At 34.2% G+C, this 26,988-nt stretch carries 20 protein-coding genes; 10 read left to right on the forward strand and 10 right to left on the reverse strand.

What is annotated here, in order from left to right:
• The first annotated feature begins 508 nt into the window (after positions 1 to 508).
• Both PL77_RS19740 and PL77_RS19745 read left to right on the forward strand, forming a co-directional pair.
• Positions 509 to 2,062 (forward strand): BCCT family transporter, encoded by a 1,554-nt coding sequence (locus tag PL77_RS19740; RefSeq protein ID WP_156152448.1) that lies wholly within the window; start codon positions 509 to 511, stop codon positions 2,060 to 2,062.
• Positions 2,063 to 2,151: 89 nt separating this feature from the next.
• Positions 2,152 to 3,312, forward strand: coding sequence for a hypothetical protein (locus PL77_RS19745; protein WP_044209280.1), 1,161 nt, complete (start codon positions 2,152 to 2,154; stop codon positions 3,310 to 3,312).
• Positions 3,313 to 3,358: 46 nt separating this feature from the next.
• Here the strand turns inward: PL77_RS19745 and PL77_RS19750 are convergent, their stop codons facing one another.
• The 5 genes from PL77_RS19750 to PL77_RS19770 are packed head-to-tail and all read right to left on the reverse strand — an operon-like array spanning position 3,359 to position 8,609.
• Positions 3,359 to 3,985, reverse strand: coding sequence for a bifunctional 2-polyprenyl-6-hydroxyphenol methylase/3-demethylubiquinol 3-O-methyltransferase UbiG (locus tag PL77_RS19750; protein WP_052444578.1), 627 nt, complete (start codon positions 3,983 to 3,985; stop codon positions 3,359 to 3,361).
• A gap of 32 nt (positions 3,986 to 4,017) precedes the next feature.
• Positions 4,018 to 5,073, reverse strand: a complete 1,056-nt coding sequence (locus PL77_RS19755; protein ID WP_156152449.1) for an HNH endonuclease domain-containing protein — start codon at positions 5,071 to 5,073, stop codon at positions 4,018 to 4,020.
• Positions 5,074 to 5,075: 2 nt separating this feature from the next.
• Complete coding sequence (locus PL77_RS19760) at positions 5,076 to 6,317, reverse strand: McrC family protein (protein ID WP_044209284.1); 1,242 nt, start codon at positions 6,315 to 6,317, stop codon at positions 5,076 to 5,078.
• Positions 6,318 to 6,319: 2 nt separating this feature from the next.
• Complete coding sequence (locus PL77_RS30875) at positions 6,320 to 8,383, reverse strand: AAA family ATPase (protein WP_052444579.1); 2,064 nt, start codon at positions 8,381 to 8,383, stop codon at positions 6,320 to 6,322.
• 13 nt (positions 8,384 to 8,396) lie between these two features.
• Complete coding sequence (locus tag PL77_RS19770; protein WP_044209285.1) at positions 8,397 to 8,609, reverse strand: helix-turn-helix domain-containing protein; 213 nt, start codon at positions 8,607 to 8,609, stop codon at positions 8,397 to 8,399.
• 328 nt (positions 8,610 to 8,937) lie between these two features.
• Between PL77_RS19770 and PL77_RS19780 the strand changes: the two genes are divergently transcribed.
• From PL77_RS19780 to PL77_RS19795, 4 genes are all read left to right on the forward strand, one after another.
• Positions 8,938 to 9,564: a hypothetical protein gene (locus PL77_RS19780; RefSeq protein WP_044209287.1), complete on the forward strand. Its 627-nt coding sequence runs from the start codon at positions 8,938 to 8,940 to the stop codon at positions 9,562 to 9,564.
• Positions 9,565 to 9,678: 114 nt separating this feature from the next.
• On the forward strand, positions 9,679 to 10,227 hold the full coding sequence (locus tag PL77_RS19785; RefSeq protein WP_044209288.1) for an outer membrane beta-barrel protein: 549 nt from the start codon (positions 9,679 to 9,681) through the stop codon (positions 10,225 to 10,227).
• A 450-nt stretch (positions 10,228 to 10,677) separates the two neighbouring features.
• Entirely contained in the window at positions 10,678 to 12,048 is a 1,371-nt protein-coding gene (locus tag PL77_RS19790; protein WP_044209290.1) for a histidine-type phosphatase, read from the forward strand.
• 763 nt (positions 12,049 to 12,811) lie between these two features.
• Entirely contained in the window at positions 12,812 to 13,675 is an 864-nt protein-coding gene (locus tag PL77_RS19795) for a hypothetical protein (protein ID WP_044209293.1), read from the forward strand.
• 439 nt (positions 13,676 to 14,114) lie between these two features.
• Here PL77_RS19795 and PL77_RS19800 read toward each other — a convergent pair whose 3' ends face one another.
• A complete protein-coding gene (locus PL77_RS19800) occupies positions 14,115 to 14,498 on the reverse strand; it encodes a VOC family protein (RefSeq protein WP_044209295.1) in 384 nt (127 codons plus the stop codon).
• 620 nt (positions 14,499 to 15,118) lie between these two features.
• Here PL77_RS19800 and PL77_RS19805 point away from each other — a divergent pair.
• Complete coding sequence (locus PL77_RS19805; protein ID WP_044209297.1) at positions 15,119 to 15,358, forward strand: VF530 family DNA-binding protein; 240 nt, start codon at positions 15,119 to 15,121, stop codon at positions 15,356 to 15,358.
• A 13-nt stretch (positions 15,359 to 15,371) separates the two neighbouring features.
• On the opposite strand, the gene PL77_RS19810 is transcribed toward PL77_RS19805, so the two are convergent.
• Together PL77_RS19810 and PL77_RS19815 are read right to left on the reverse strand one after the other, a co-directional pair.
• On the reverse strand, positions 15,372 to 16,568 hold the full coding sequence (locus PL77_RS19810; RefSeq protein ID WP_052444580.1) for an exo-beta-N-acetylmuramidase NamZ domain-containing protein: 1,197 nt from the start codon (positions 16,566 to 16,568) through the stop codon (positions 15,372 to 15,374).
• Complete coding sequence (locus PL77_RS19815; RefSeq protein ID WP_172665907.1) at positions 16,561 to 18,366, reverse strand: glycoside hydrolase family 3 protein; 1,806 nt, start codon at positions 18,364 to 18,366, stop codon at positions 16,561 to 16,563. The genes PL77_RS19810 and PL77_RS19815 overlap by 8 nt, the downstream gene beginning before the upstream one ends.
• 140 nt (positions 18,367 to 18,506) lie before the next feature.
• On the opposite strand from PL77_RS19815, the gene PL77_RS19820 reads away from it, so the two are divergent.
• The 3 genes from PL77_RS19820 to PL77_RS30880 all read left to right on the forward strand — a co-directional run bounded on the left by PL77_RS19820 (position 18,507) and on the right by PL77_RS30880 (position 22,929).
• The gene (locus PL77_RS19820; protein WP_044209298.1) at positions 18,507 to 19,445 is read left to right on the forward strand and encodes a hypothetical protein; all 939 of its coding nucleotides are present in this window, start codon (positions 18,507 to 18,509) and stop codon (positions 19,443 to 19,445) included.
• Positions 19,446 to 19,449: 4 nt separating this feature from the next.
• Positions 19,450 to 22,137, forward strand: a complete 2,688-nt coding sequence (locus PL77_RS19825; RefSeq protein ID WP_044209300.1) for a CHAT domain-containing protein — start codon at positions 19,450 to 19,452, stop codon at positions 22,135 to 22,137.
• Positions 22,138 to 22,206: 69 nt separating this feature from the next.
• Positions 22,207 to 22,929, forward strand: coding sequence for a response regulator transcription factor (locus PL77_RS30880; protein ID WP_172665908.1), 723 nt, complete (start codon positions 22,207 to 22,209; stop codon positions 22,927 to 22,929).
• 514 nt (positions 22,930 to 23,443) lie between these two features.
• Here PL77_RS30880 and PL77_RS19835 read toward each other — a convergent pair.
• Both PL77_RS19835 and PL77_RS19840 read right to left on the reverse strand, forming a co-directional pair.
• Complete coding sequence (locus PL77_RS19835) at positions 23,444 to 23,962, reverse strand: thioesterase family protein (protein WP_044209302.1); 519 nt, start codon at positions 23,960 to 23,962, stop codon at positions 23,444 to 23,446.
• Between the two features lie 13 nt (positions 23,963 to 23,975).
• Entirely contained in the window at positions 23,976 to 26,981 is a 3,006-nt protein-coding gene (locus PL77_RS19840) for a putative LPS assembly protein LptD (protein WP_156152450.1), read from the reverse strand.
• Positions 26,982 to 26,988 lie beyond the last annotated feature (7 nt).

Genomic DNA, 26,988 nt, shown 5'->3' on the forward strand with positions numbered 1-26,988 from the left:
CCCTTCAAGGCCGAGGAAAGTACTGCCAAACGAATTGGGTAGAATGCCACTGGCGCGAATGTTAAGCGTTAGCGGCATTCGTGTCCTACAGATCAACAGAAATCTCCTGATTTCTAAAAATCATAAATATTCGAAAACTTAGTTTACAACGTATTAAACAGAGGCACATGTAAAAACGCTTTGATGAATCAGCCAGGATCTACAATTGTGAAAAGGAAGGATTAACGTAGAAATAGATTATCTCAATAAAATACTACACTCATAGAGGTTATTTCTTAATAAAGTCTCATAATATTTATTTTTGATACAATAATCCCTAATTTTAAAACAATTGATTAGATTTTATGAGGTATTATTTTCTCAATTTTTGAGATCATAATATATGATTTTGGTTGTCTTACATTATCACCTTTAATAATGGTAGCTATTTTTCATCTCGTGATTTTGAATAGTCTCATGAAATCATAGAAGCATATCAGCTTTTAGAATTAAAAACATAAAAACCTTTATGAGTCACCTAAGAAGTGATCAAAAAACCTTTTGGGGCATTAAAGCAAATGCTACCGTTTCCATTACGTCCATACTTATCATCGCCACGTTGGTCATTAGTACCTTAGTAGTAGGTGAACCGATGGAAGAATGGTTCAAAAATACACAAACAACTGTAGCCAATAATGTCGGTTGGCTATTTATTTTATTGGTGAATGGACTACTTTTTTATGCCATTTATTTAGGCTTCAGCAAATACGGGAAAGTAAAAATTGGAGGAAAAGATGCTGAACCTGAGTTTTCACAAACCGCTTGGTTTGCCATGCTTTTTAGTGCCGGAATGGGTATTGGATTACTATTCTGGTCGGTAGCAGAACCCGTTTTTCACTTTAATGGGAACCCTTTCTTGAAAGAAGGAGGTTCTGAAGCAATGGCTGCAGAAAAAGCAATGGGCATTACATTTTTACACTGGGGTGTACATGCTTGGGCGTTGTATGCTGTTGTGGGATTAGCTTTGGCCTTTTTTACTTTTAACTTAAAACTTCCACTAACTGTACGTTCTATCTTCTTCCCTTTACTAGGGAAAAAAATATATGGTCCTATTGGTGATCTGATTGACATCATTGCGGTAATTGCCACATTATTTGGACTTGCCACATCATTGGGATTTGGAGTTCAACAAGTCAATGCAGGATTAAATTATCTATTTGATATCCCTACTACCAACACTGTAGAATTGATATTAATTGCTATCATTACGCTCTTTGCTACTTTATCACTTGTGCTTGGTCTTGATAAAGGAATCAGAATGCTAAGTGAGTGGAATATGCGATTGGCTTTAGGACTTATGTTGATGGTTTTATTGGTTGGTCCCACTTTATTTATCTTAAAGTCTTTTGTTCAAAACTTAGGGTATTACGTTTATGAGTTTTTCGAATTAAGTTTCTGGACTAATTCATACAAAGGAGTAGGAACAGATAAAAACTGGCAAAACTCATGGACAGTATTTTATTGGGCATGGTGGATTTCATGGTCTCCATTTGTAGGTATTTTCATTGCACGTATTTCAAAAGGAAGAACGATCAAAGAATTTGTATTGGGTGTACTTATCGTTCCATCGTTACTAACCTTCCTTTGGTTAAGTGTATTTGGCGGTAGTGCTTTGTATCAGGAATTAACAGGAAATCATGCTATTACTGAAGCTGTAAATAAAAATATAGCAACAGCTATCTACTTCTTATTAGAGCAATACCCTTTCACTACTTTTGCTTCTATCCTTACCGTTATTTTGGTGACTAGTTTCTTTGTCACTTCTTCTGACTCAGGTTCATTTGTGGTCGACACATTGACTTCTGGAGGAAGACATGACGCTCCAGTTGGCCAAAAAATCTTCTGGGCTACCATGGAAGGACTGATAGCAGGTATTTTATTAGTAGGTGGAGGCTTAACAGCATTACAGACGGCCTCTATTTTGACCGGATTGCCGTTTTCCATCATCATTATCATTATGTGCTTTAGCTTCTACAAGGCACTTTCTGATTACTATGATGAACATTACAAATCAAAAAAATAACCTTTATACAGAAGTCAGCTTATCACTACAATAGGCTGACTTTTTATCCTTTTATTCCGTTCAACTACTTGTACTTAAACTATTTTTAGATGAAATATTTCTACTCCTTTTATACTTTAATTTTTACGATTTCTATTTCAACTTACGCACAAGAAAAACCAGAAATAAATATTGGAGGTGCACTCCGTTTCAACTATAATAATTCCACATGGAAAGAAACTCACCAAGACACAGGGGGTGAATTTGGATACGATATGTTCGCGATTAAGCCCACTGCTTCCTATAAAGGACTTGGACTCAATGCTGAAGTACGTTTCTATTCTCAATCCTTTGGTGGAATGTTTGTAAAGCAAGGTTGGTTTGATTATGAGCTTTCTGAAAAAAATGAAATTCAATTAGGCCTTACTCAAGTTCCTTTTGGAATTACGACCTACAACTCACATAACTGGTTTTTCAGTATCAACTATTACGTTGGTTTGGAAGATGATCATGATATGGGTTTAAAGTTCAGCCATGATGATGATAAATGGGTCTATAATTTGGCCTTCTTTAAAAACGCAGAAGAACTTGATTTTGGAGGAAATTCAGATGTTTCCAATAGTCGATATGCCTATGATGTTGGATCTATGGATGAAAATGGAGATGGTAATCTGCAATACAGAAATAAGGAAGTCAATCAGTTCAATGCAAGAATCCTCAGAAAACTAGGTAGTGATGATTTCACACATCAACTTGGTCTTTCAGGATTATTTGGAGGGCTTTACAACTTAGATACTCGAAGCACAGGTACACACTACGCGGTAGCGTTTCATTATGAAATGAACTTCAGAAAGTGGAACCTCAAAGCACAGGCTTCACATTACAAAAAATCACCTCACGCACCTGATGGTGAACGAACAGATGTAGTAGCATTGACGGCTTACGGTGCTCCTTATCTTGTAGCCGCTGAAGCTTCAACCTATACACTAGGTCTTAGTTTTACGCAACCTGTAGAATGGGGACCTGTTTCTTCCCTACAGTTTTATAATGATTTTGGTATGATCAATAAAACAGAAGAAGCTTTCTATGATTCCTATCAAAACGTGACAGGGTGTTTAGTCACCGCAGGTTTAATGTATATTTATGTTGATGCCGCTGTCGGTAAAAACCAACCTTGGTTAGGTCCAGATTTCAATACCGCTCTTGCATACGGTACTGAAGATGCCGATTGGCATATGCGTTTTAATATCAACTTTGGGTTTTATTTTTAAGAATTGAAAATACAGTTTGAGAGGACTTATTACGGTAAGTCCTTTCTTATTTATACCTCCCTGATTTTAGCAATTCATTAAGAATTTCTTTCGCTCTTTTAGCTTTTCCCTCAAACCTCTTCTTCTCAACTATTTCATATCCATACCTGCCAGTATACACTTTCACACTCACCGTCTCCATCAAAAGATTACTTTCTGTTGGTTTTTGATATTCATAAATTTCACAATGCTTCGTTCTCAAAATAGATAGAAATGGAAGCACAACATTACATTGATAAGTTGGTAATTTGTGAATTGCATGCATTCTAATTCCTTCCTTTGCTAAATCCTTCCTTACCGTAAAGTAGGCTTTTCCTCCAGGTTTCAGTAGATAGGCAACTTCCGCCAACACTCTAGTCTGCTCTTCCTTCTCGACCACATTCAACACATAATGACAAATAATTGTATCATATTTTTTATTGGGGAATATTGGAGCATAAAACTTATCATACTGCTCTATATTTACACCTTTATTGGATAATTCTTCCACATCTTTTCCATGCCCAGCACCAAAATCAAGGACCTTCCCTTTTAGAAGCTGTTTTTCATGTAAAAAACGTGAGGGAAAGGATATACTTTTACGATGAATTGCCGTAAGTTCGGGATGATGTTTAACTGTTGTATTTTTTAGCATAATGAATCGTTTTCAATTTGTTGATCGTTAAGTTAGAATCTCCAACCTTTTTCATAACCCATACTCTCTGCAATTTCTATTAATGGATTATAGACCTTTTTAAAAATCATTATAAATGACTCTATTTGAATAGTTTCTAATTCAGTTCTATTAATTTTAAATAAAGAGTAATAATCTTCTAGTGCTTTAATATTTGTTTTTTGATCTAAAAGATACCTTGTAAAATCGTATTGAAGGAGTATAAATGGTTCTGTATAAATTTCACTTGGCAATATATTATTCTTAGAACTATTAGTTGTCTTTTCGATAGGATGTAAATTCCATATTTGATCATGTGTAACAAAACTCCAAGGAAGAAAGTGATCTATGCTCAAATCATTAACTAAATAGAGATTGTTACAAGAAAAAATTGATTTTGTTTTAGGATTCATTGATATAAAACCTTTCCACAATTTTGTTGGAGTAGTCAGATTTCTTGATTGTGGTCGAAATATCTTATTTATAATACTTGGTACATTAGGGTTCCTAGCTTGCAAATATTTTAATAACTCAAATAAAACATAAGTCTCAACATAGGAACGATCTGTATTGATCCACTCCAAAAACTTTTCGGAACAAATTATCTTTTTATTTAATTCATCAATTTTATAAGGTAGGTTTTCTACTGAATTTTGAAGTTCAATTATCTTTTTATTTTTTTTCCTATCATGTATACCTCTAATCTCGAACCATGGACTTAAAAAACGATAAGGAACAAATGAACATAAAGTATTTACATACTTCAAAAAGTCTCTTTCATTAATTTTAGAATATAAAAAGTCTCGTAATTGATGCTCTTTTATATCATCCTTTAGATGATAATCCCTCTTAATCGTTAAAATGATATTTTCTAGTTGATCCTGAATTCCAAAATTTAACTTATAATAATTAATAGGATACCATACTAAGCAGAATATCTCTACTACTATCTCAGCAAACTTAAATTCATTTTTATTTTGATTCACCACACATTTTAATAAACCTAAGATCCAATAAAATTTATAGCTAGTTGATACTTTTTTCAATGTTGATTGAAATTCTCTTCTCATAATTAGTTTTGATGGTTTAGTTTTGGCAACCAACAATTAAGGTTAGTCAAAATACTTTCTATGAACGTATTTATATTTGACGAACACCTGATCTGAATAATTGCACATTCTTTATTTCCTTCTTGATAGTAACCTGAATTTAAATCAATATTACCAGGATAAACAAGTGCTACTTTATCCGCGTTGAAAAAATGAGAGTAAGCATATAGTTGTCTAAGATCATTTGAATTTGGAGTCGCTTTTTCAATATGTTTCCATTTTGTATCTAGAACCACTCTTAAATTTTTACTTTTATGCTCCAACAAAATATCTGGTCGCATATATGATTGTCCATTTTTTTGCCCTTTCCAAAAAAGCTTATTGACTTGCCCTTTTACATTATAATCTTTTAGTTTTCGTTGTAAAGTAACACATACAAATCGTTCCCAAAGATCATTCATATTGAACATTAAAGCTAAAACGTCATTCTCGCCCTTTGCTAAATCAGGATGATAGTTTAATAATAAAAGCTGTGCTATATCTAATGCTTGTTCATAATTTTTAAGCTTTCGGTTAATAATAATTCTCTGAAATTCTGTATCTCTTACTTTGATATCAGGCATTTGAGGAAAATAAAATAACAATTGCTTTACCTTACCTTCTATCAACGGATTTGAAGAAGTATCATAGATTAACCTTAATGTCTTATATAATAATTGATGAACTTTATGTTGAACATCATAAACCGTATGATTCACAAAAAATTGCTCTTTATGGACTATATTTTTTCTGAGGTGTTTTGATAATTGTAATTTCCCTTTTAATACCTTTTGGTTACTATCTTGTTGACGATATTGTTTAATTAATCCCAAATGAACAAGATACTCCACTTCTTTAAGAAATAACTCAAAGTACAAATCAAGAATAAAATTATTTTTTAGAGATAAAGAAGAAGTTGAAGGAGCTGCTATATTAAACGCTCCCACAACTCTTAACATATCAATCAATAATTTTCTCCATTCAGCTTTTTCTGATCCTTTATCGACTTTAGGTAAAATTTCAATAGTTATATCATTGATCTTTATAACACCAACAAAATGACAAAATTTCACTCCTTTATGTACTAAATCAAAATAAGACAATCCATTGCCATAATATTTAACTAATGCCTTTAGGTGCTTTTCTAAAAAAATGACATCATTTACTTTATCTCCAACTTTTAAAGTTTGGTGTTCAAATACTGTGAATACTGCTTTATTTTTCATATTTATTCTTTCTTTAAAAGAATATTAAGTGCAGACTCAAAGTTATCTATCTTATTGATATCTTTAAGTTGATATACAGTTTGATTAGAATATAAATCTGTTATTTCACTATCATCAATAGAAGCTAATAAATTACTGTAGTCACTTGTTTCTACTTTTACACAAAAACCAGTTCCTAAAACCAATGCAATTTTTACATAATCATTATAAAAATACTCTTGTAAAAGAGGTATAATTTCTTTTGCAAAAGCTAGTTTTAAAGAATGCTCATCTGTGACTTTTATAAAGTAGCTATGTCCAATTTGATGATCTCTATCCAATAAGATTGTTATACGTTTATTAATTACTTCAAGAATTCTCCGAAGTGAAAAGATAGTTTCTCCAACTTGAACATTACGTTCATTTAGCACATCATAATTTGGCATTATTTCTTCAAATACAAAACGTCTTCTCAAAGCTGTATCTAGGGCTTCAACAGAACGGTCAGCTGTATTCATTGTTCCTATAATATATAGATTATTAGGAACACCAAACTCTTCCTTACTGTAAGGCAATGTGACTTTTAATTCTTCTTCTTCACCAATACGTTTGCTTTCCTCTAATAGAGTAATTAATTCTCCGAAGATTGCTGATACATTACCTCTATTTATTTCATCTATGATAAGAATATAGGTACCATTAGTTGATTTGTTTTTATTATCAATTTGATATGATTTTAATTTATCAGATAATGGTTTGTAGTATACATTTAAACCACCTTTGAAATCAGAGGCTTCATTATTGTAAAATCTTTCAAGGGTTTTCTTACTTAAAGTATGTTTTTCACTTCCATTTTTCTTTCTAAAACGAATTGTCGATGTAGAAAGGTCATATAACTCAAAGTAAGAAGAATTAGAACTTGTATTAACTTTTACTAAATCAGTATCTGATTCTTCCCATTCTGATACAAGGCATGAAAAGGCTTGTTTAAAAGTTGAATTATTAGTGTATGAATTAAATTCAGATTGAGCTTCACTACATATCATTTTAAAAATTCCATCTGTAATTTCGTACCTTAAATCATCTCCTTTTGTTAAAGGTTTTATCCCTTCAACAAAATCTTCATAACTCATACTCTGATGAAAAGTAGTAAAAACAATATTACCTGATTTAATTAACTCATCATATCTAATCTTTGCATCATTTCTATTTAAAGGTGATGAGCCATCAATAATTTCTAAAGCTTTATTTATTGTATTATATGTTTTCCCTGTACCTGGAGGACCAAAAAGAATTTGATTTTTTGGTAAATATGTTTTGTCAAGTTGTTTTTGAATTAGTTCTCCATTCATAATTTTTAATAATACATCATAATATTTTTCACCTGGATATAAACCAGATTTATATGTTGTAACATCTGTTAGTGTTTTTAAAACTAAATTGAAATCAACTTTCCAATTACCTTTTCTCAACCATTTTACCTTTCGGCATTTTTGATAATCGAGTCTACTTGAATCATAAAAGTATTCTGAAATAACTTCACCATAACCAATTAATTCCTTTCTACCATTTTTAGCGATTACTATGTCACCAATATTCATATTCTGATAGAAGTCCCAATTCGCTAAAACTTGATTAAATGGATTATCACCTTCATATGTTTTCATTATTATTTCTTGGAGAGCTTCCTTAGAGGGGTAATTATGTAAATCTCCAATTTGATCCCATCCTAAACCAATTATTTCATTAGAATAGAACTCTTCCCACTTTTTGGCTCCTTCTCCAGGAGCATATAACCAATATTTCTTCTCTCTATTGTAGTTTTTTAAAAAATCAATAAAGGATGTAATTGCAGCTGAGTAATATCCCTTCTTTCCATAAGACGTTGATTTTGAATTATAAAAGGCTCCTTCTTCTTCTTTTTGTTTAGCTTTCACATCAATAAGTAACAATTCTAATTCTTCAACCTCAAAAGAATAAAGATTCTTTTGAAAGTAATCATTAAGAATCTCAATAGCTCTCATATAGGAATGAGTAGTTCCAGAATCCGGATGTTTTTTAGTTAACCATTTTTTGAAGTCTTCCATTTGCTTTAATTTATTATAGTCTTTCCAATATCTCCGATACACTCAACCCAAATCCCTTTGCAATCTTCTCAATAATCACCAAAGAAACATTTCTTTTACCGTTTTCAATATCAGTCATATATGTACGATCAATACCAATCTCGTTTGCAAATTTCTCTTGGGAAATCTTTTTTTGATTACGTAGTTTTCTTACTCTAATCCCGAACCGGACATTAATATTTTCCATGAATTAAAATTCATAGATTGTAGACGATCATACAACGGACTATTGTCTACAATAGGAGAAGTTTTTAACTCAATTGGTTATTAATCACATCAAGATTTCTCTAAAATAGATCATAAAAAGGCTTGACATTCTCCAAAAAAACAGCTAACCTTACAATACATTGATTATCATCAGTGTAGTTAACTTTTTCAAAAACTAAGCTTATTCTCACTGCTCTAAGATTCATATTTGATCTATATTCATATCCCCTATTTAAAATTAATTTGTAGTTGAATTTCAAATCAATGATGGTCTGTGGTGCGTAAGCAAAACTTAAAACCACTTAATCATGTCAATTGCTAAAAAAAATGAGAGGAAAATTCTAGAACGTGCCCACTTTACTTTTTCAAATGCTCTAAATACACCCAAAATACGTCAGCTATTGGAGTTGAATGGGTATCACAAATCTCAAATTGAAGAAGGTCTTTTGATTTCTTCTGAAACAGAAAGCTTGTATAAAGAATTTGACATTGTTCGTGAAGAACTGAAACGGTTGGAGGAACTAACCAAGGTGAGGAATTGTCAACTCTTCAATTATTTTGATATTCATCGACAAGCGTTGGCGAAGTTGTATGAAAATGACCACCTTGTTACCAACGCTTTAAAATTGAACGAGGAAATGCCTTCTTCCAGTTTAGAATTGTTGAAAGAAGTAGAAAGAATGTATTATACGATTACCAAAAATATTTTCATTAAGGATAAGGTCAAAGCCATAAATATTGATGCAGATGCACTCGAACAAATACAATATGTTATCAATGATATCAAGGAAAAACGTGAGGTACTTTCGCAGTTAAAGAAAAATGTCCAAGCATTGTTTTTAGTGATCAGTGAAAAGCAACGACTTCTACTCTATAAAATTGAGGAAATAAAAGATATCGCCAACAGACAATTAAGCGATCAGTTCTCATCTTAGTGCAAAGCAATGAATACGATCGAATTTTAATGATTTACAGTTGAATTTTATATAAATCACCTCCTATTCACACCGTTAAAGAGGTTATAATTTCAATTTAAATCATAAAAGTTCATGAAAAATTTATTCTTTTTATTAGGTACATTATTGTTCTTCTCGGTGAATGCTCAAGCACAATTTTATCTTGGTGCATCTGGTGGTAACTCTTTCATCAATCAAGACTTAAACGATATCAATGGTACTAGTTTTCAAGTAGACGACAATACGGGTAGCTGGAAAATATATGGCGGTATTGGTAATAAATTCTTAGGGGTTGAAGGTGGTTACAGAAGTGTAGGAACTGCTTCAACTGTTGCGAACGATGTCCCTTATGAAACATCTATTACAGGCTGGGATGTAGCCGCCAAAGGAACCGTTCATATCGGCCCAGTGTTTGGTTTTGCAAAAGCCGGTGCCTTCTTTGGTCAATACGACAATAGATACCCAGAAATCAGTAATCTAGAGAAAAGTACCTCTTTTATGTGGGGACTCGGTGCTGGTGTACTTCTTGGAGATACCTTTGAAATCAGAATGGAATGGGAATCATTGAACCTTCAAGGAAGTAATAACATCTCAACATTAAGTTTGGGTACTGCTATTCACTTTGGCGGTGGTAAAAACTAAAATAATTTTATCAATCATTGAAAAACAGCTGATCTCATTGACTGAGGTGAGCTGTTTTGTCTTTGGTGCTATAATAAATCATTTAGGTCAAGGAATAAAATTGCTTTTGATTTCTCAACCTTGACTTATTGCTTCTTTTGGTGAAATGATAAAAATAAAGAAGAAGGAAGTATAAAAAGTTGATCCTATACATGCTTCTAGAAAAGGCAGTTGAAAGTTGACGATAATTTAGTTTATAATATGGTAGACTAAGTTTCTATTATTCTAAGATAATCTCATCGATTGGAAAGAATAGTTTAGGAAATACTTTGTGAGACATCAATCGTTCAGTAAATTCAGTATAACATTGTCGCTGAAAGACTTATTAACTATAAACTAACATTCAAATGATGCTTTAGTAACATCAATGTTACATTTTTGTGTCACTAATTTAAATTCTATCTTACACTAATGATTAATTATTTTAAATCAACATTAATTACAACGTTCGTTTTACTAACTCAGATTGCTTGTCAAAAAGTTGAAGATACTCCCCTAGTGAAAGAAACGAAATGGCACCTTGGATCTAAACAAAATTACACCGCACCAATTGAAAATATCGAGTTACCAAAAGATTACAACCTTTCATTTATTGCACACGTTGCTCGACATGGATCACGATTTATGAGTGGTCCTAATGAAGATATTGCATTGTTTAATTTAATGAACGATGCGGATCATAAAAATCAATTGACAGCGGAAGGCAAGAAATTGTTAGAAGAGGTGAAAGAGCTGACCATGCTTCAATTTGGAAGGTATGGTAGATTGACGCAATTAGGGCGTAAAGAACACTATGAGATGGCTCAAAGGATGTACCTTTTGGATAGTGCTTTTTTTAAGTCGTCCAATAAAATAATCGGTAATGCCACTTATAAACTGCGCACGCAATATTCTAGGGCTTCTTTTATCAAAGGACTTGTGGATATTGGCGGAAAGAACAATTGGAAGATTAATAATTTTGAAAAAGGTAATGACCCTCTTTTACGTTTCCATAAAGTCTCTCCAAAATACAAGGCTTATAAGGATTCTGCATTATGGCTCAGTCAAATCAATGATATTGTGAACTCTGATCAATACCACCAATTGGCTTCTACCATTCTCCCTAAATACTTTAAAGCTGACTTTCTAGAACAGTTTGAACGTGATGATGTCTTTTATTTAGACGGTGAAAATGAAAAGGCTATCCGCTCAAGAATGGATATTGTCTTGGCACTTTATGAGTGTTTTAAAATAGCATTTGCCATCCCTGAAAATCAACGTCCTGATTTTAAGATTTTCACTTATGAACAAACAAGGTTATTAGCGAAAGTAGGTGATATTGAAACATTTTATGCCAAAGGGCCAGGATACCTCAAAAGAAAGACTTCTTATTCCAATGCGATTGGCTTGATGCTCCACCTTACTCAACAGTTACAATTGGCTTCGGAAAATAAGTTAGACTATCAGGGTTATTTCAATTTCGCACATGCTGAAACCACTTTGCCTTTGTTGGTTTATCTTAATGTAAATGATGTCAATAGAAAAGCCAATAATTTATTACATATCGATTGGTCAACTAGTGATTATGCTATGATGGCCACCAACCTTACTTGGATGCTATTGGAACAAGAAGGAAAACATTATGTACAAATCAGGTTTAATGAAGTGCCAGCTACCTTACCTATCAATAGTAATGAAGCTGGATTATACGCACTAGAAGATTATGTTGACTATGTGACTCACCTTGTTCAACCCTATCAAATCAGTGATACAAATTATAAAGATATTGTATCACATTTTTAAAAGTTTTTTTCTGAAATATACATACATCGTAAACTAAGTTTTCGTTAACTTTTAATCAACCTTTCTACAAACATTTATAGGATCTAATATAAGGCTGCCTTCTTCTTCATTTTTCCATTGATGAAAAATGAAGCAAAAAATCTAAGCTTTAAAGTCAAAAGCTAAATTTCATTCCTTGAGCCTAAATGATTTTAAACTCGCTTTGCTCAAACAAGAAAATCATTTTTAACAGCTCATTCCATGAAATTATTAACGCTTTTCCTTCAAGGCCGAGGAAAGAAGTAGCAAATGAATTGGGTAGAAAGTCCACTGGCGCGAATGTTAAGCGATAGCGTCATTCGTGTCCCAAAGATCAGCAGAAATCTCCTGATTTCTAAATACCATAAATATTCGAAAACTTAGTTTACAATGTAACAAACACTGATATTTTCTCTTTACGATCGCTTTAATAAAGAGTAGAGAAACTTCATAGGCGAGGGCGTTGTTTTACAATGCCCTTGTTTATTTCTGTAGTTCATGATTCTACGATTTAAGTTGGAATTTTCTTTCATTTTTTATGCATTGGAAATAAGTACCACAACGGGTATTACTCCCTCATAGGTCATTTAGGATGACTATTAAAACATAAACACGACCATTTCTTAAAAAACTATCTTGATTTCAAAGTTCACTCCTCTTCACAATTTCAAGCTTTTTTTACCATTTCTTAATAGTCCGTTCATTCTGCTCACATGTCATAGAGTTAACCAAAAAAACATACTTTATGAAACTCTACATCATCATTCTATTCCTCTTTATTCTCTCCAATCCTATTTGTGCTCAAGGCAAAATTGACAAGCTCAAAAAGAGTGTCAAACAAAAAAAAGAAAAGCCACACGAGAAGGTCAGCGACAATGAAGTTAACAATGCTACTGGCGAAGTGATTTTTAATATTCTAAAAAGTATGGCTTCAGGAAATAATTCAAATGTTGAAGGAAATTACCCTGCACAGCCAACCAATCGATCTAGAGCCTATGCTGGAGAGAGCGAATTAGAAGAAGTCCCAGAAAGGACTACATTATCTACACTGAGAATGCAAAAATATCCTTACGCTAATGGAACCAACGGAAAATATGTCAGAAACGTTGAAGCCGAAACTCATACATCATTAATACTTGAAGGCAACTATTATAATGAATCGAAAGAAATCAGTGGTTTTAATGGCTTACTTCAATTCAATGCTTCTCCAAAAATTAGTTTCCTTTTAAGAACAAATATGATTACAGAAAAAATAAATGACAAAGAAGACCGGGCGGAACTGTATCATATGAACCTGAGTTATCATTTGATCTCTGAAAGTGAAATTGACTTGTGGATTGGCGGTGGACTTTCTGCGTTATCCTTAGATGAAAATTATACAGGTTACAATTACAACATTGGTACTGAGATATACATTGCAAAACCTATTAGTCTGTATTTCGACTGGCATTTCGGCACTTTTGATGAAGACATTAAATTCCAAGAAATTCATTTTGATCTCAAATGCTATTTGAAAAACTTCTACTTAAGGGCCGGTTATCTTAACACCAAAATTGTAGATGTTGGATTTAATGGTTTTACAGTTGGTGCTGGTGTTGTGATATTCTAAAAGCCTATTTAAAATAAACTACTTTATGAGCATCTAATACATTGTTAACTAAATTTTCGGAAACTTATGATTAATTACAGAAATAAGGAGATTTCTGATAATCTGTAGGCCACGAATGACACTATCGTTTAACATTCGTGCCATTGGATTATCTACCTTATAATTTTTGTAGTAATTTCTTCGGCCTTGAAGGGAAAAGCGTGAAGAATTTCATGAAGTGAGCCGTTAAAAATGATTTTGTTGTTTGAGCGCAGCGAGTTTAAAATCATTTAGGCTCAATGAATGGAATTTAGCTTTTGACTTCAAAGCCTTGAATTTTTTGCTTCTTTTTGTTTTAAGACAAAAACGAAGAAGAAAGAAGCTTAAAAGTAGATCTTATAAAATCTTGTAAAAAGACCAATTGGAAGTTAACGAACACTTAGTTAACAATGTACTGATATTACACTTCTTCCTTCAACTTCCAAGGAGGATTTAACCGATTTTCTCCTGCAAAAAACAAGATGATACGATTACCATCCAAGTCTTTTAGACGGGCTTCTCTCCAAAGCCATCTTTGATCGGTAGGCATCATTTCAAACTGTATACCTTTCCCTATTAATTCTTCTACTTTTTGATCCAAATCATCGCATTCAAAATAAACATAGGTCCCTTCACCCTGGGGAAGTTGATCTACAAGGTGTAAAGAAAAAGTAGCTCCATTCTCACATTCAAAACGGGCATAGTGATCGTCTGAATGTACAATGAGCTTTAAACCCAATTTTTGATAAAATGAAATAGCTGCTGGAACATTTAAAGTCGGGACTGTAATTTGATTTAAGTTCATTGTTTGGAGTTTATCAATAATTAGTGAAGCAATGTTTAAAAGTAATCATTTTGAAAACTATCAGGAAACTTTTTATACATTAGACATTAACACGGTTTATTACTTTATCATTCATCCACACAACTTAAGTCTGTATTTAATGATGAACAAAGGCATATTTAACAGAACTGTAAAAACTCTATTGATGGAATTTAGAAATCAGGAGATTTCTGATGATCTATAGGGCACAAATGACGCTTTCGCTTAACATTTGCGCCAGTGGAAATTGAGTTGAGTATTCAAATACTCATTTTGTAGTTCTTCCATCGGCCTTGAAGGGAAAAGCGTGAAGAATTTCATGGATTGAGCCGTTAAAAATGATTTTCTTGTTTGAGCAAAGCGAGTTTAAAATCATTTAGGCGAGAGGAATGAAATTTAGCTTTTGACTTCAAAGCCTTGAATTTTTTGCTTCTTTTTGTTTCAAGACAAAAACGAAGAAGAAAGAAGCTTAAAAGTAGAACTCATAAATGCTTGTAGAAAGCTCGATTGAAGAATAACGATAACCGACTTTACATCCCATTTAATCGTTAACGAAAATTAGTTTATGCACAATCGATAATTATATTTTATACTTTTGTGAAATGGAAAACACAAAACAAGAACAGCCTAACAATCCGCTTCACGGGATAAAACTCTCTGATATTGTAGAATATTTGGTGGATTATTACGGTTGGGAGCAATTACATCATAGAATACCTGTCAACTGCTTTTATAATAATCCCTCTGTTAAATCAAGTTTGAAATTCTTACGCAGAACTCCTTGGGCAAGAGAAAAAGTAGAACAACTCTACCTTGAAAAAATGAAGAGGCAATCTAAGTAAGCCTTTACTTCCGTTAATCCTTGTAGAGTAAATATTTCTTTCTCTTCAATTTATAAGCATCCAAACCTTCTTTCCAAGCCACCTTGATTTCAGACTCCGTCTCTCCTTTTGCCAAAGCCAAACGAACCTGATCGGTACCGCATAAAAGGTCCATCCATTTATTTTTTGAAATCACTGATTTCCCTTCAGCGTTTTTAAATTTTCGATTCCAATCAATCAGGTAAGAAAGTTGTAATCCACCTTCCGTTATAGTTCTTAAATCTTCACCAAAACATAATTGGTCTTTTAAAACAGGATTGGATGCGGCACCTGGAGTGGCTTTAGGAGTAAACTCAAACACCCCTAATTTTGAATTAGGATAACCGATCACTTGAAATGGAAATGCCGTCCCTCTTCCAATACTTACTGGAGTTGCCTCAAAAAAGCATAAGGAAGGATAAAGTAAAATGGATTGATCGTTAGGCAAGTTTGGTGACGGTTTTATCGGTAAACTGTAGGACATAGAGTGATCATAATTCTTTACCGGAATTATTTTTAAATCACAATTGGTCTTATTTCTTAACCACTGCTCTCCATTGATCATTTGTGCCAACTCTCCTACTGTCAAGCCATGAAGAATGGGAATTTTATGCATTCCCACAAAAGATTTAAACTTAGGGTCTAAAACAGGACCGTCAATATGCATTCCATTAGGATTCGGTCGGTCCAACACCAACATTTCTTTCCCTGCTTCTGCACAAGCTTCCATCATATAATGCATTGAACTGATATAGGTATAAAAACGACAACCTACATCTTGTATATCAAAAATGACAATATCCACCTGCTGTAAAAGTTCAGGAGTGGGTCTTTTATTTTTCCCATAAATGGAATAAATCTTAATGCCTGTTGAAGGGTCGATAGCATCTTTTACGTGTGCTCCTGCATCTTCTTTCCCTCTAAAGCCATGTTCAGGTGCAAAAATCATTTGTATATCAACCCCTAAGGCAACCAATGAATCCACTAAATGCTGCTCCTTGATCATGGATGTTTGATTGACTAAAACCCCCACTCTTTTATCTTTCAAGTACGGTAAATATTGATCCGTTTGCTCCGCTCCAGTGATGATCTCAGGTATAATTTCTACTTTATGTTCCACCTTTTGTTGTGTTTCGGCAGTACAAGCAAAATTCAATAAAATAAGAAATGGAAATACTAATAATTTATACATCGGTTTTATTGATTTTAGGGATGGACAATGTAGAAATATGTTCTCTTTCTACTGCTTTAATATTCGGATTTTCAAAAGATTTATAAGAGGTTCCTTCTTTGTATCTTGTATCTATTGTTACAGGTAAAGTTCCTTTGGGTTGAATTTTACCAATCATCATTTTTGCTACGGCATTTCGAAGTGCTTTTGAATTTTGATACGTGACTATAATACCGTTTTGTTTTTCAATACCTTGAAATGAACGAAGTACATAGGCATTACCCAAAACTACTGTAAAATGTTGAGGTAAAAGATTGGCCATTTCAATGTATTTCACCTGAGTGTAGGTGATTTTATAAGGATATTTTAATGCCGGTGAAGCTTTGCCTTTTTCCAATTCGACAGCAATATCTTTCGCTCCTTGCGTCATATAAAAACCTGACAACTGACTAATAACAGTATCATAATTTTTTAGTTTCTTGATTAATGCATTTACGGTACTGATCGATGCATTTTTTGATAAGTAAAATGAAGTCACTTCCAAACCTTGACGTTCCAAAGTGGTCGTCAATTCTGAATATTCCCGCGTTCCAATATTGACCACGGCGATTTTTCCACTATTGGTTTTCAATGGCAAACCTCCTTCATATTGTAAAAGTGTCACAGCCTCATCGGCTATATTCTGAATTAAGTGAGTTGCTTTTAAAGGGTGTAAATCTTCTTTTAAACGTGCAGTAGAAATTGAAGTGACTTGATGTGCTCCCGTCCATTTTTTCATCAATAGCATACGCCATCCCTTTTGATCAATTTCTTCCCAAGATAAATTCCCCTTTTCAATTTCATCTTTCACGGCATCAATAGCATCACCAATATGATTGGTAAACTCTACCACATCATTACCGGCTACTAATGCTTTTGCATCCGCTACCCCGTATTTTTGGAACCTTTTAGTAATCGCATTCATCAAAATCCCATCCGTAAACACCAAACCATTAAAAGCTAATGAATCTCTTAATATCTCTGTCACAATTTTTGGAGATAAGGAAGAGGGTTGATCATCCCAAACGGGCACACTTAAATGAGCGGTCATTACCCCTCCGACACCTGCTTCTATTAATTTTTTATAAGGATATAGTTCCATAGAATCCAACCTTGCCACATCATGCGGTATCACGGGCAAATCTTTATGAGAATCGACACTCGTGTCTCCGTGTCCTGGAAAATGTTTTCCGACAGCCAAGACATTTTGAGATTGAAGACCATACATATATTGAATCGCTTTTGCAGCTACTTTTTCTTTATTTTCCCCAAAAGACCTGTAATTGATCACTGGGTTTAAAGGGTTGTTATTTAAATCCACAACGGGACCATAACTTACTCCTACTCCTACCCTCTTTAACTGTTCTGCCATCTGAACTCCCATTTCAAAAATCAATTGATCATCTTCAATCGCTCCCAAAGTCATAGCATAAGGATAAGAAATACCGTCTTTTGGTAAGCGCATCCCCAAACCCCATTCTGCATCCAAAGTATACACTAAAGGTGTCTTTGCCACTTTATTCAAATTATTGATGGCATTGATTTGAGTTTCAGCTCTGCCTTTAAAGAAGATAACACCGCCCACGTTATATTTTTTCACCAAGCCTTCTACCTCAGCATAACTATTTGAGGTATAATGCGGTACTATAAATAATTGTGCTATTTTTTCATCATCATCTAATGAATTCCAAACCGAGTCTACCCAATGTAAATCCTCCATAGAGGCATTAAAAAAAGAGGGAAAATGCTTCTTTTGTGCTGTTACAATTGTGCTTATCACAAGAAAGACCTTCAAAAAAAGTATTGATTTCAAGAAATTAGGCATATATTTCGGATATAAGTGTTTTTTCTGTTAGCTCAAAACACTAAATTAATAACTCTCTTATCAAAAAACATTGTTTATTTACTTTCTTTTCAGTGATGTATTTTTTTGCAATTGTTTTCGCACTTTTTTTATTCCATCAAAATCTAATTTACGCTCAAGGTTGTAGTGATGCAGGTATTTGTACCACAGGAGCACTTAACCCAGAAAATGATGGAGAGAACCTCTCGTATTTTGAAAATAAATTTACAGTAGATTATCTATTGTATTATCAGCTTTATCAAGACAATCAAACCGATAGAGGTATTGGACTTTCTGTCAACTATCATCTGAATAGAAGAAATAGTTTTCAGATCAAAACAAATTACGCCATCAAAGAAAGCCCTTTGACAAGGACAAGCGGACTTGGTGACATTACGTTGGCTTACAGTTACGCTTTGCTGCAAACTGATAAATGGCAAATCTCTACGGTAATAGGTGGTAAAATCCCAACGTCGGATGCTGATATCTCACTCAACGGTTTACCATTGCCGATGTATTTCAATACTTCATTGGGAACTTACGATGCCCTTTTCGGTTTTGCGATTTCATCAAAAGCATGGCATTTCTCTTTTGGTTACCAACAACCGCTGACTACTGCGTCGAAACACGAATACGACCCTGATTATTGGTCTGAACAGCCTAATTATAAATGGATGCAAAATTGGTACCCTGCCACTCGTCACTTAGATCGTAAAGCGGACGTTTCAGGAAGGGTTAAATATACTTTAAGAACTTCAAAATGGTCGCTATCTCCTTCTGTATTGGCTATTTATAAATTAGAAAATGGCTATGTAGAAAGCCTAAATAATGGGAATTATGATTTTGAGGGATCAGATGGTCTAGCCCTCAATATTCTTGTTGAAGGAAGTTATAACTTCTCTCCTTATTTTAGTATGGGTGCTGTAGCTGGATATGCGGCGGTACAACGTCCGTTTAACCCTGACGGTTTAGCGAGAGATTACGTTTTTAACCTACTATTGAAACATCAATTCTAAGACAATGAACAAAAAACTATTTTTTTATACTACCTACTTACTTCTACTTCCTCTTTCATTATTCAGTCAAAATGTATGGCTAGATAGTGCCATCTCTTATTATGAATATGGTGATTTTGATAAGTCGGTTGCATTACTTCATAAAATCCCCAATTCCTCTACCAAAACATTAAAGAATAGACAAAAAGCATGGTTGGGAAAAAACTTTGGACAACTAGGTTTATACACCAAAGCATTCCAAATTTTAGACGATAATATTGATAAAAATTCACTGACATATATTGAAGTGCTCAATGCAAAAGGGTTCCTTTATCAAAATCAAGGGTATCCTAATGAAGCCATAAAAGTACTGGAAGAAGGAACATTATTACTGAATAAGTTTAAGGAAAGTCAACTCTTAAACACGCTCAAAATTGAAAACTTTTCCCTAACAGGCATTGCCTATTGGCAACTTGGAGCAATCGACGAAGCCTCTGACTACCTCAAACAAGCACTGATGCTGAACGAGCAAGCCAATGACAAAATCGGTGCAGCCAATATCAATTTAAATTTAGGATTAGTCTACAGTGCTACTGATTCCTATAAAGCACAATATTATTACGAAGAAGCCTTAAAGGTTTATAACGAGATTTACCCTGAAGAAAACCATCCAAGTATGGCTTCGATCTACATCAACATTGGCATTGTCTTTCAAAAGAATTTCATGCTAGACAAAGCAATTTCCTCTTTTGAAAAAGCAGCAAGTATTTGGGGTAAAACGTATGGTGAACAACATCCGAATATAGCATTTGCTTATGTAAACATGGCTGATGCTTATTTAAAAAGTAATCAACCAGAGTTAGCAGTCGAATTTTATGATTTAGCACTTTCTCAATATCAGTCCATCTTCGGTGCTAAACATCCTGAAATTGCAAATATCTTCCTTAAAAAAGGAGAAATCAATTTCGAAGCGGGAAACACCAAAGAAGCCCTCCGATTATACCAAGAAGCATTGATTGCCAATAACACCAATTTTAATGATACGAATATCAACAGTCAACCTTCTGGAGAAGACTTCATTAGCCCGTTTATCAATATTGTGTTATTACAGAAAAAAGCGGAAGCCCTTGAAAAACTGCATTATACTAAAACACTAAAACGAAGTGATTTAATAGTTGGCGTTGAAGGTTTAAAACTTGCACATCATACGATTCAAAATGTAAGAACTACTCAAAGAAATAACGCTGATAAAATACGATTAAGTGCTGTCACCAATGATATCTATTCAAGTGGTATCACATTGTGCCTAGCACTTTCTAAAGCCTCTATCAATTCTGAAAAATGGATTAAGGAAGCTTTTAATTTTGTGGAATGGAGTAAGGCTGCCACATTGTTAGCATCCATACAAGAAACAAACGCAAAATCCTTTTCTGGTATTCCATCTTCTTTATTAGAAAAAGAGAACCTCTTATTGGAAGAAGTGAGTGCCTTGGAGCAACAAATTCTTAATTGTAATCCTTCTGAGGTACAATCATTAGAAGAGCAATTATTTGAAACTCAAAGTGAGTTAAAGGCACACGTAAGTGCTCTGGAAAAGGAATATCCGAAGTATTATGAATTAAAATACAAGCAGGAAAATATCTCTTATGGTGAAATTCAAGAAAATATAGGAAGTAATGAAGCACTGATCAGCTACTTTATAGCGGAAAAAGAAGAGTTACTTTACATTTTTGTGATCACTAAGGGAAGCATCAAACTATTTACAGAAGTTTTTGATGATAACGTAAAAGATGAAATTATTAGTTTGGAGACAGGCTTGAAATTCAATTTTGATGAAATCATCATCATGTCGACCAATTACCTGTCACCAATTTTATTTCCATTTACATTCTCTGATAATATCAATAAGATTACATTTTTATTGGATGGACAAATCAACAACATCCCGATGGATTTACTCTTAACAGAAGAAGTAACGGATAAGAATTTACCTTTCAACAAATACCCTTTCCTTGTCAACAAATTTGCCGTCAACTATAATTTCTCGGCTACTCTTGCTTTTTCAACTACTCAAGAAGAAGATGTTACGCCAAGCTTTGCAAGTTGGGCTCCCGTAAATTTCACAGACAGTTCCGGTACAGAAATCTTGAGTAGCTTATACGGTACACTTTCTGAAGTCAACGAGATTGGTGCTTTATTCAGAACTAAAGGATGGAATGCTCAAAATTACACCTATGCAAATGCTAGAAAAAGTATCCTAAAAAGTGATAGTGTCAACACGTACAACTACCTTCACTTCGCAACGCATGGATTTGTAGATTCAGAGCACCCTAATCAATCTTTTATCTATTTATTAGACGAAGAAGGTCATGAGGGACTTCTATACGCAGCTGACATTTATAATCTTGATTTAGATGTCAATTTGGTGACGCTGTCTGCCTGCGAAACAGGTATGGGTAAATTAAGTAAGGGTGAAGGATTAATCGGTCTATCGAGAGCATTAAAATATGCTGGAGCAAAGAATTCTATTGTTTCCCTTTGGAACATCAATGATTACTCTACGGCTTTATTAATGAAACATTTTTATAGTGGAATTACGGCAGGAGAGTCTATTTCTACCTCACTTCAAAAAGCTAAAATTAAACTTATCCAAGATGGTCTTTACTTCAGTCCATATTATTGGGCTCCATTCACATTAATTGGTCATCATTAGGAACTTCTGAATGCTGTGGGTTGTTGTTGGAATTGACTATAAATGTTTTTCCCAAAAACTATTCTTTTTATGAAGAGTAACGAAACCACAGTATTAGTAATTGATGATGAGAAAAATCTACTAGACAGTATTATCGACTTACTTGAGATTAATGACTTTAATGTATTAGCCGCACAAGGAGGACTTGAAGCACTTGAAATGATTGAAAATAGAATGCCTGATATCATTCTTTGTGATATCATGATGCCTCAAATGAATGGATATATTTTCTTGCAGGAGTTAAGAAAAAATCCATTAGCTGTAGGTGTTCCTTTTATTTTCCTCTCTGCCAAAAGTGATAAACAGGATATCAGAAGAGGCATGGATTTAATGGCTGATGACTACCTCACAAAACCTTTTACGCATGAGGAACTTATTAGTAGCATTACCGCAAGAATGGCCCGTATTGATGTACTAAAAAGAGAAATTATGATGTTTATGCAAAACATCAATCATAGTATTGAAACGGTGCATTCTAATCTGACAAGTTCACCCATCTCAAATGAGCTAGAAACAGTAAAGGCAATGTTGAAAAGTCAGAATGAAGCAATTGAGAAATACTGCCATATCAATTCACACAAAGTAAGAGGTCCTTTGTGCAGAATAATGGGATTATTGGAATTATTCAATGAACAAGACAGTGGCTACAACAAGGAGATTCTCACTCACTTGAAAACAAGTGCATCAGACTTAGATAAAATCACAAAGGAGATTTCCTATGCCATCTCCACCACAACTAGAACCTCAGCGTAGAAAAAGTAAAAGGTTTTTAGCAACATATCAATGCTGTTAAAAACCTTTTTTAATACCTACCCCAGATTTCCCATTTAAGCTAAGTGATCGCTAACTATCAATCACCATTTCTACAATTTTTCTATGATTTACTTTCAAGCTCCCTTCTTCTTCATTTTTTCCATTGCTGAAAAAACGAAGCAAAAAAGCTAGGCTTAGAAGTCAAAAGCTAAATTCCACTCCTCTCGCCTAAATGATTTCAAACTCGCTAAAGCTCAAACAACAAAATCATTTTTAACGGCTCAATACATGAAATTCTTAACGCTTTTCCCTTCAAGGCCGGGTGAGTAACTACTAAATGATTCTCTGATTACAGATCAAAAGTAAAGTGTTTTATAATTATCGTCTAAAATGCAATTCTGTAGAGACATTGCATTGCAACGTCCTCGCGAACCACTATACACAACCACTTATTCCTTATAAAGCGAACTACTAGAATCAACGATAACTTAGTTTACAATATTTTGAATAGAGATTATTTAATAATCTTCTCTTTCAACTGTGTAATTCTTTCCTCAAAAGAAGTTTTTGAAATATCCACATCCTTATTTCGGATCGTATCCAAATATTCAAAAACGGCTTCTTGGTGATCAGTACTTTTTCCAGTATTTGCCTCAATATACCTCATTTTAGACCACAATACCGTTTTAAGTTGTGTTTTCGCATCATTCATCATATAGTATTCTACCACAATGGAATTATGATCTACATGAATGATACTTGACTTTATTCTTACCCACTCTCCAACTGCAGCAGGTCGCAAGTAAGAAATTTGATGATTGAAAATCACCCAACCTGTACCAAATTCTTTATAAATGTCTGCAGTGTTATAACCGTACAATTGTGGTACCCTATCCTCTCTAGCATTGAAGAAATAATCAAAATACTTAGAGTTATTTAAATGTCTGAAAGGATCACAATCTTGAAAACGAATAATTACTCTCGACTCCGTTTCCTTCGGATAACTTTTCTGTAAATCGTGATAAAAAGGCATAAATAGGTTTATTTTATTGGAATCTGTCGTTACGGTCAATCCATGAGTTACGTCTCTCCCATTTCAAATCTTGCAACATTGCAGCCTTCACCGCAATAGTGATATTATATGATTGTCGAGGACCAAATGGAATCCAGTTCGCAGTGAGTTGCCAACAGTGTAAATCTCTTGTAATATCAAACGAAGTATAGGAGAAAGCACCTTCTTTAAAGTCATAACCTGAACGGAAAGCAAATTTCCATTTTGGTGTCAGTGATACATCACCTGAGAAAGTAAACGTTTGTGTTACGGTCGGTTCTGCTTCACCTGTCTTATTATAGTTTAGGTTATAGTTTAATGAAAGCGACCATGGAATATCAAAATCTAGATAGAGATCAGGGTTTCTTTTCATCTGCTCCAGCATCTGACGTTCCATCTCATTTCTTGGCTGTAACTGATCCAATTTTTCTTCTTGTTTCTTCTTTGCTCCTCTTGGTGCTAATCGAGTACCCAATGAAACGGTAAGGTTACTTAAACTCGCCAACTGACCATCTGTATCCCAAAGAAGTTCTTTTGATTTATATTGACTTTTCACTACTTCTTTTTTGAGATCCTCATCATAGGCTGTTGATACAATTTCGTATTTGTAAGGGTTCCAACGCGACTGTACCGAAACATCTACTTTCTTGAAAAGCGTTGTTCTGAAACCAGCACTGATATCGGACCAATTCAATGAATCTCGTTCAAAGTCGTAACCTGATGAAATTTGCAAGTTGTTCAAAAGCATTGTTTTCTTCGCCTTTCCGGTTTCTTCGTCCTTTTTACCGGACTTCAATTCCAAGATGTTATTGATGGAGAAACTCAGGTTATTACTCCTACCCGACGATGGTTTTCCGACTAAACCACCTTCTGATCTAAACATTTCACGACCGTTTGTATCCGTAGTCGAAGTTTGAACATTTTGGTAGTAATCAAATCGTGGATCTCCAAAATCAGGTCTAAAACTCATCGAAACGTTAGGCTGAATAGTATGACGGATCACCGAACCTCCTTTCATGTTATAAAACATAAACATGTTGGTGTTGAAACCTACTGCTGTACTATATTCTTGATATCTTGTCAATTCGTTTGTTGTATCTACCAATACTGCGTTTTCCTCTTCAATAAAAGTATAATCATACTTGAAAGGGTGCCAGTATTCTTTGTAACTGAAGCTTGGTGAAAAAGTAAAATACTTTAGAACCTTCATTTGGGTAGACACCGGCAAATCATGGGTAACACCCCATTTGAAATCATCAGAATAATCTCCAAAATTGGTCAATAAATCAGGGTATCTTCCCGATTCGTCTGTACCATCTGAAATATCACCGTCATCACCAATTACATCGAAAGGCAATCTTCCTTGTCCTGGCTTGTTGGTCACCGAGCCAGATGCTCTCATATTATAAGTGAAACCAATCTCAGAAATCGCATTAGACTTCTTAAATAAAGATTTAAAAGGTCTTGTACGAGCTACGTTAAAACTGGCTTCTGGAGTAATAGAAGCCTCACCTGTCTGAACGTTTTGTTGATAACGTGTCTGAGCCGTTGTAGACATATTGACATTTCCAACCGCAAAGTTGTTACTATAACTGATCGATGAGTTCATTGAAGACTGTAAAAAGTCACCTGGATTCAAAGAGTTGTTTCTGTTATAATCTGAGTTCGCGATATTAATGTTTGCTGAAAACCTTGAGTTCTTTTTACTTTCTTGAGAGTGCGACCATTGAATTTGATAATCATTTCTTACCGTAATCGACCCATCATTTTCTTGAAAAAGGTTATTTACAAAGGAGAACCTAGTGTTACCACTAAAGGCATATCTTTTACGATAGTTAGATGACACATTCAAACCCCACCCACCTAAAGAGTAGGCCGTACCTAAAACAGTCAAGTTAAAGTAATCTGTTAGTGCCAAGAAAACACCACCCTCTCTTAAATAAAAACCTCTATCTGTAGACTCACCATAAGTAGGCATTACAAAACCAGAAGTGTTATCTGAAGTAGCAGGGAAAAGTCCAAATAAAAATCCCAATGGTAAAGGGGATTCATTTAATTCAACCAAGAAAGGTCCTGATACAATACTTTTTTCAGGTACTACTTTTAATTTTTTTGTTCTAAAACCAAAGTGAGGATGTTCCAAACGACAGGTTGTATAAACGTTGTCTCCCATATACATCTCTGGTCCGGCAGTTTTTTTCACCACTTGTGAAGTAATAATACCATCACTTTCTTCTGTCACAATACCTTTGATTAGACCTTTTTCCGTTTCATAGTTATAGATCATTTCATTAGCATTGAATGTCTTCTCACCATCCTTAAAGATAGGTTTTTCGACAATCTTTCCCGTGGAATCTGGAATACCTTGAGCTCGGACAATATGGGTTACAAAGTTCATTTGTATATCTCCGGCATTCAGCTTTTGCTCACCAAATTCTACTTCGGCATTACCCACCATATACATGGTTTGTGTACGCATCACAAAATTGGATGAGTCTGAGGTATAATCAACAGGTGATTCAAAAGCATCTTCGGTGGCGGCAATAGCATCATCTCCCTCCTTTTTCCAAAGATCTAGTGTTTCAATCATGTCTTCTTGTGGAAGATCGTAATCACTATAATTGAAAATTACTTCTTCTAGATCGTCAAATACACCAGATGTCTTGGCTTCTTCCCAATCATCAGGGTCGGTAGATTTTAAGGCGGCGTCTAACTGATTGATTCGATCAACGATCTCCGGTTCTGCCAAATCTTCACGTACTTGTTGAAGATCTCTATCTCCTCTAAATAGAACGGAATCCGCAAAAGCTTTCATTGCAATTGCATAATTGGATATAAGTTCATTTTTAGCACCAGCATTTAGCCTATTCAAAGTAACGGCTAATTGTCTAGCTGCCTGCCTACTTTTGGCAGTGTCATTATAAATTCTAAAATACGCTTCTTCTTCTTCCAAGTCGAAAGCATATTTGCTAGCCTTTGCTTCTGATGATATAAACATCATAAAAAAT

The organism is Flammeovirga sp. OC4, from assembly GCF_000812565.1.
GTDB lineage: Bacteria > Bacteroidota > Bacteroidia > Cytophagales > Flammeovirgaceae > Flammeovirga.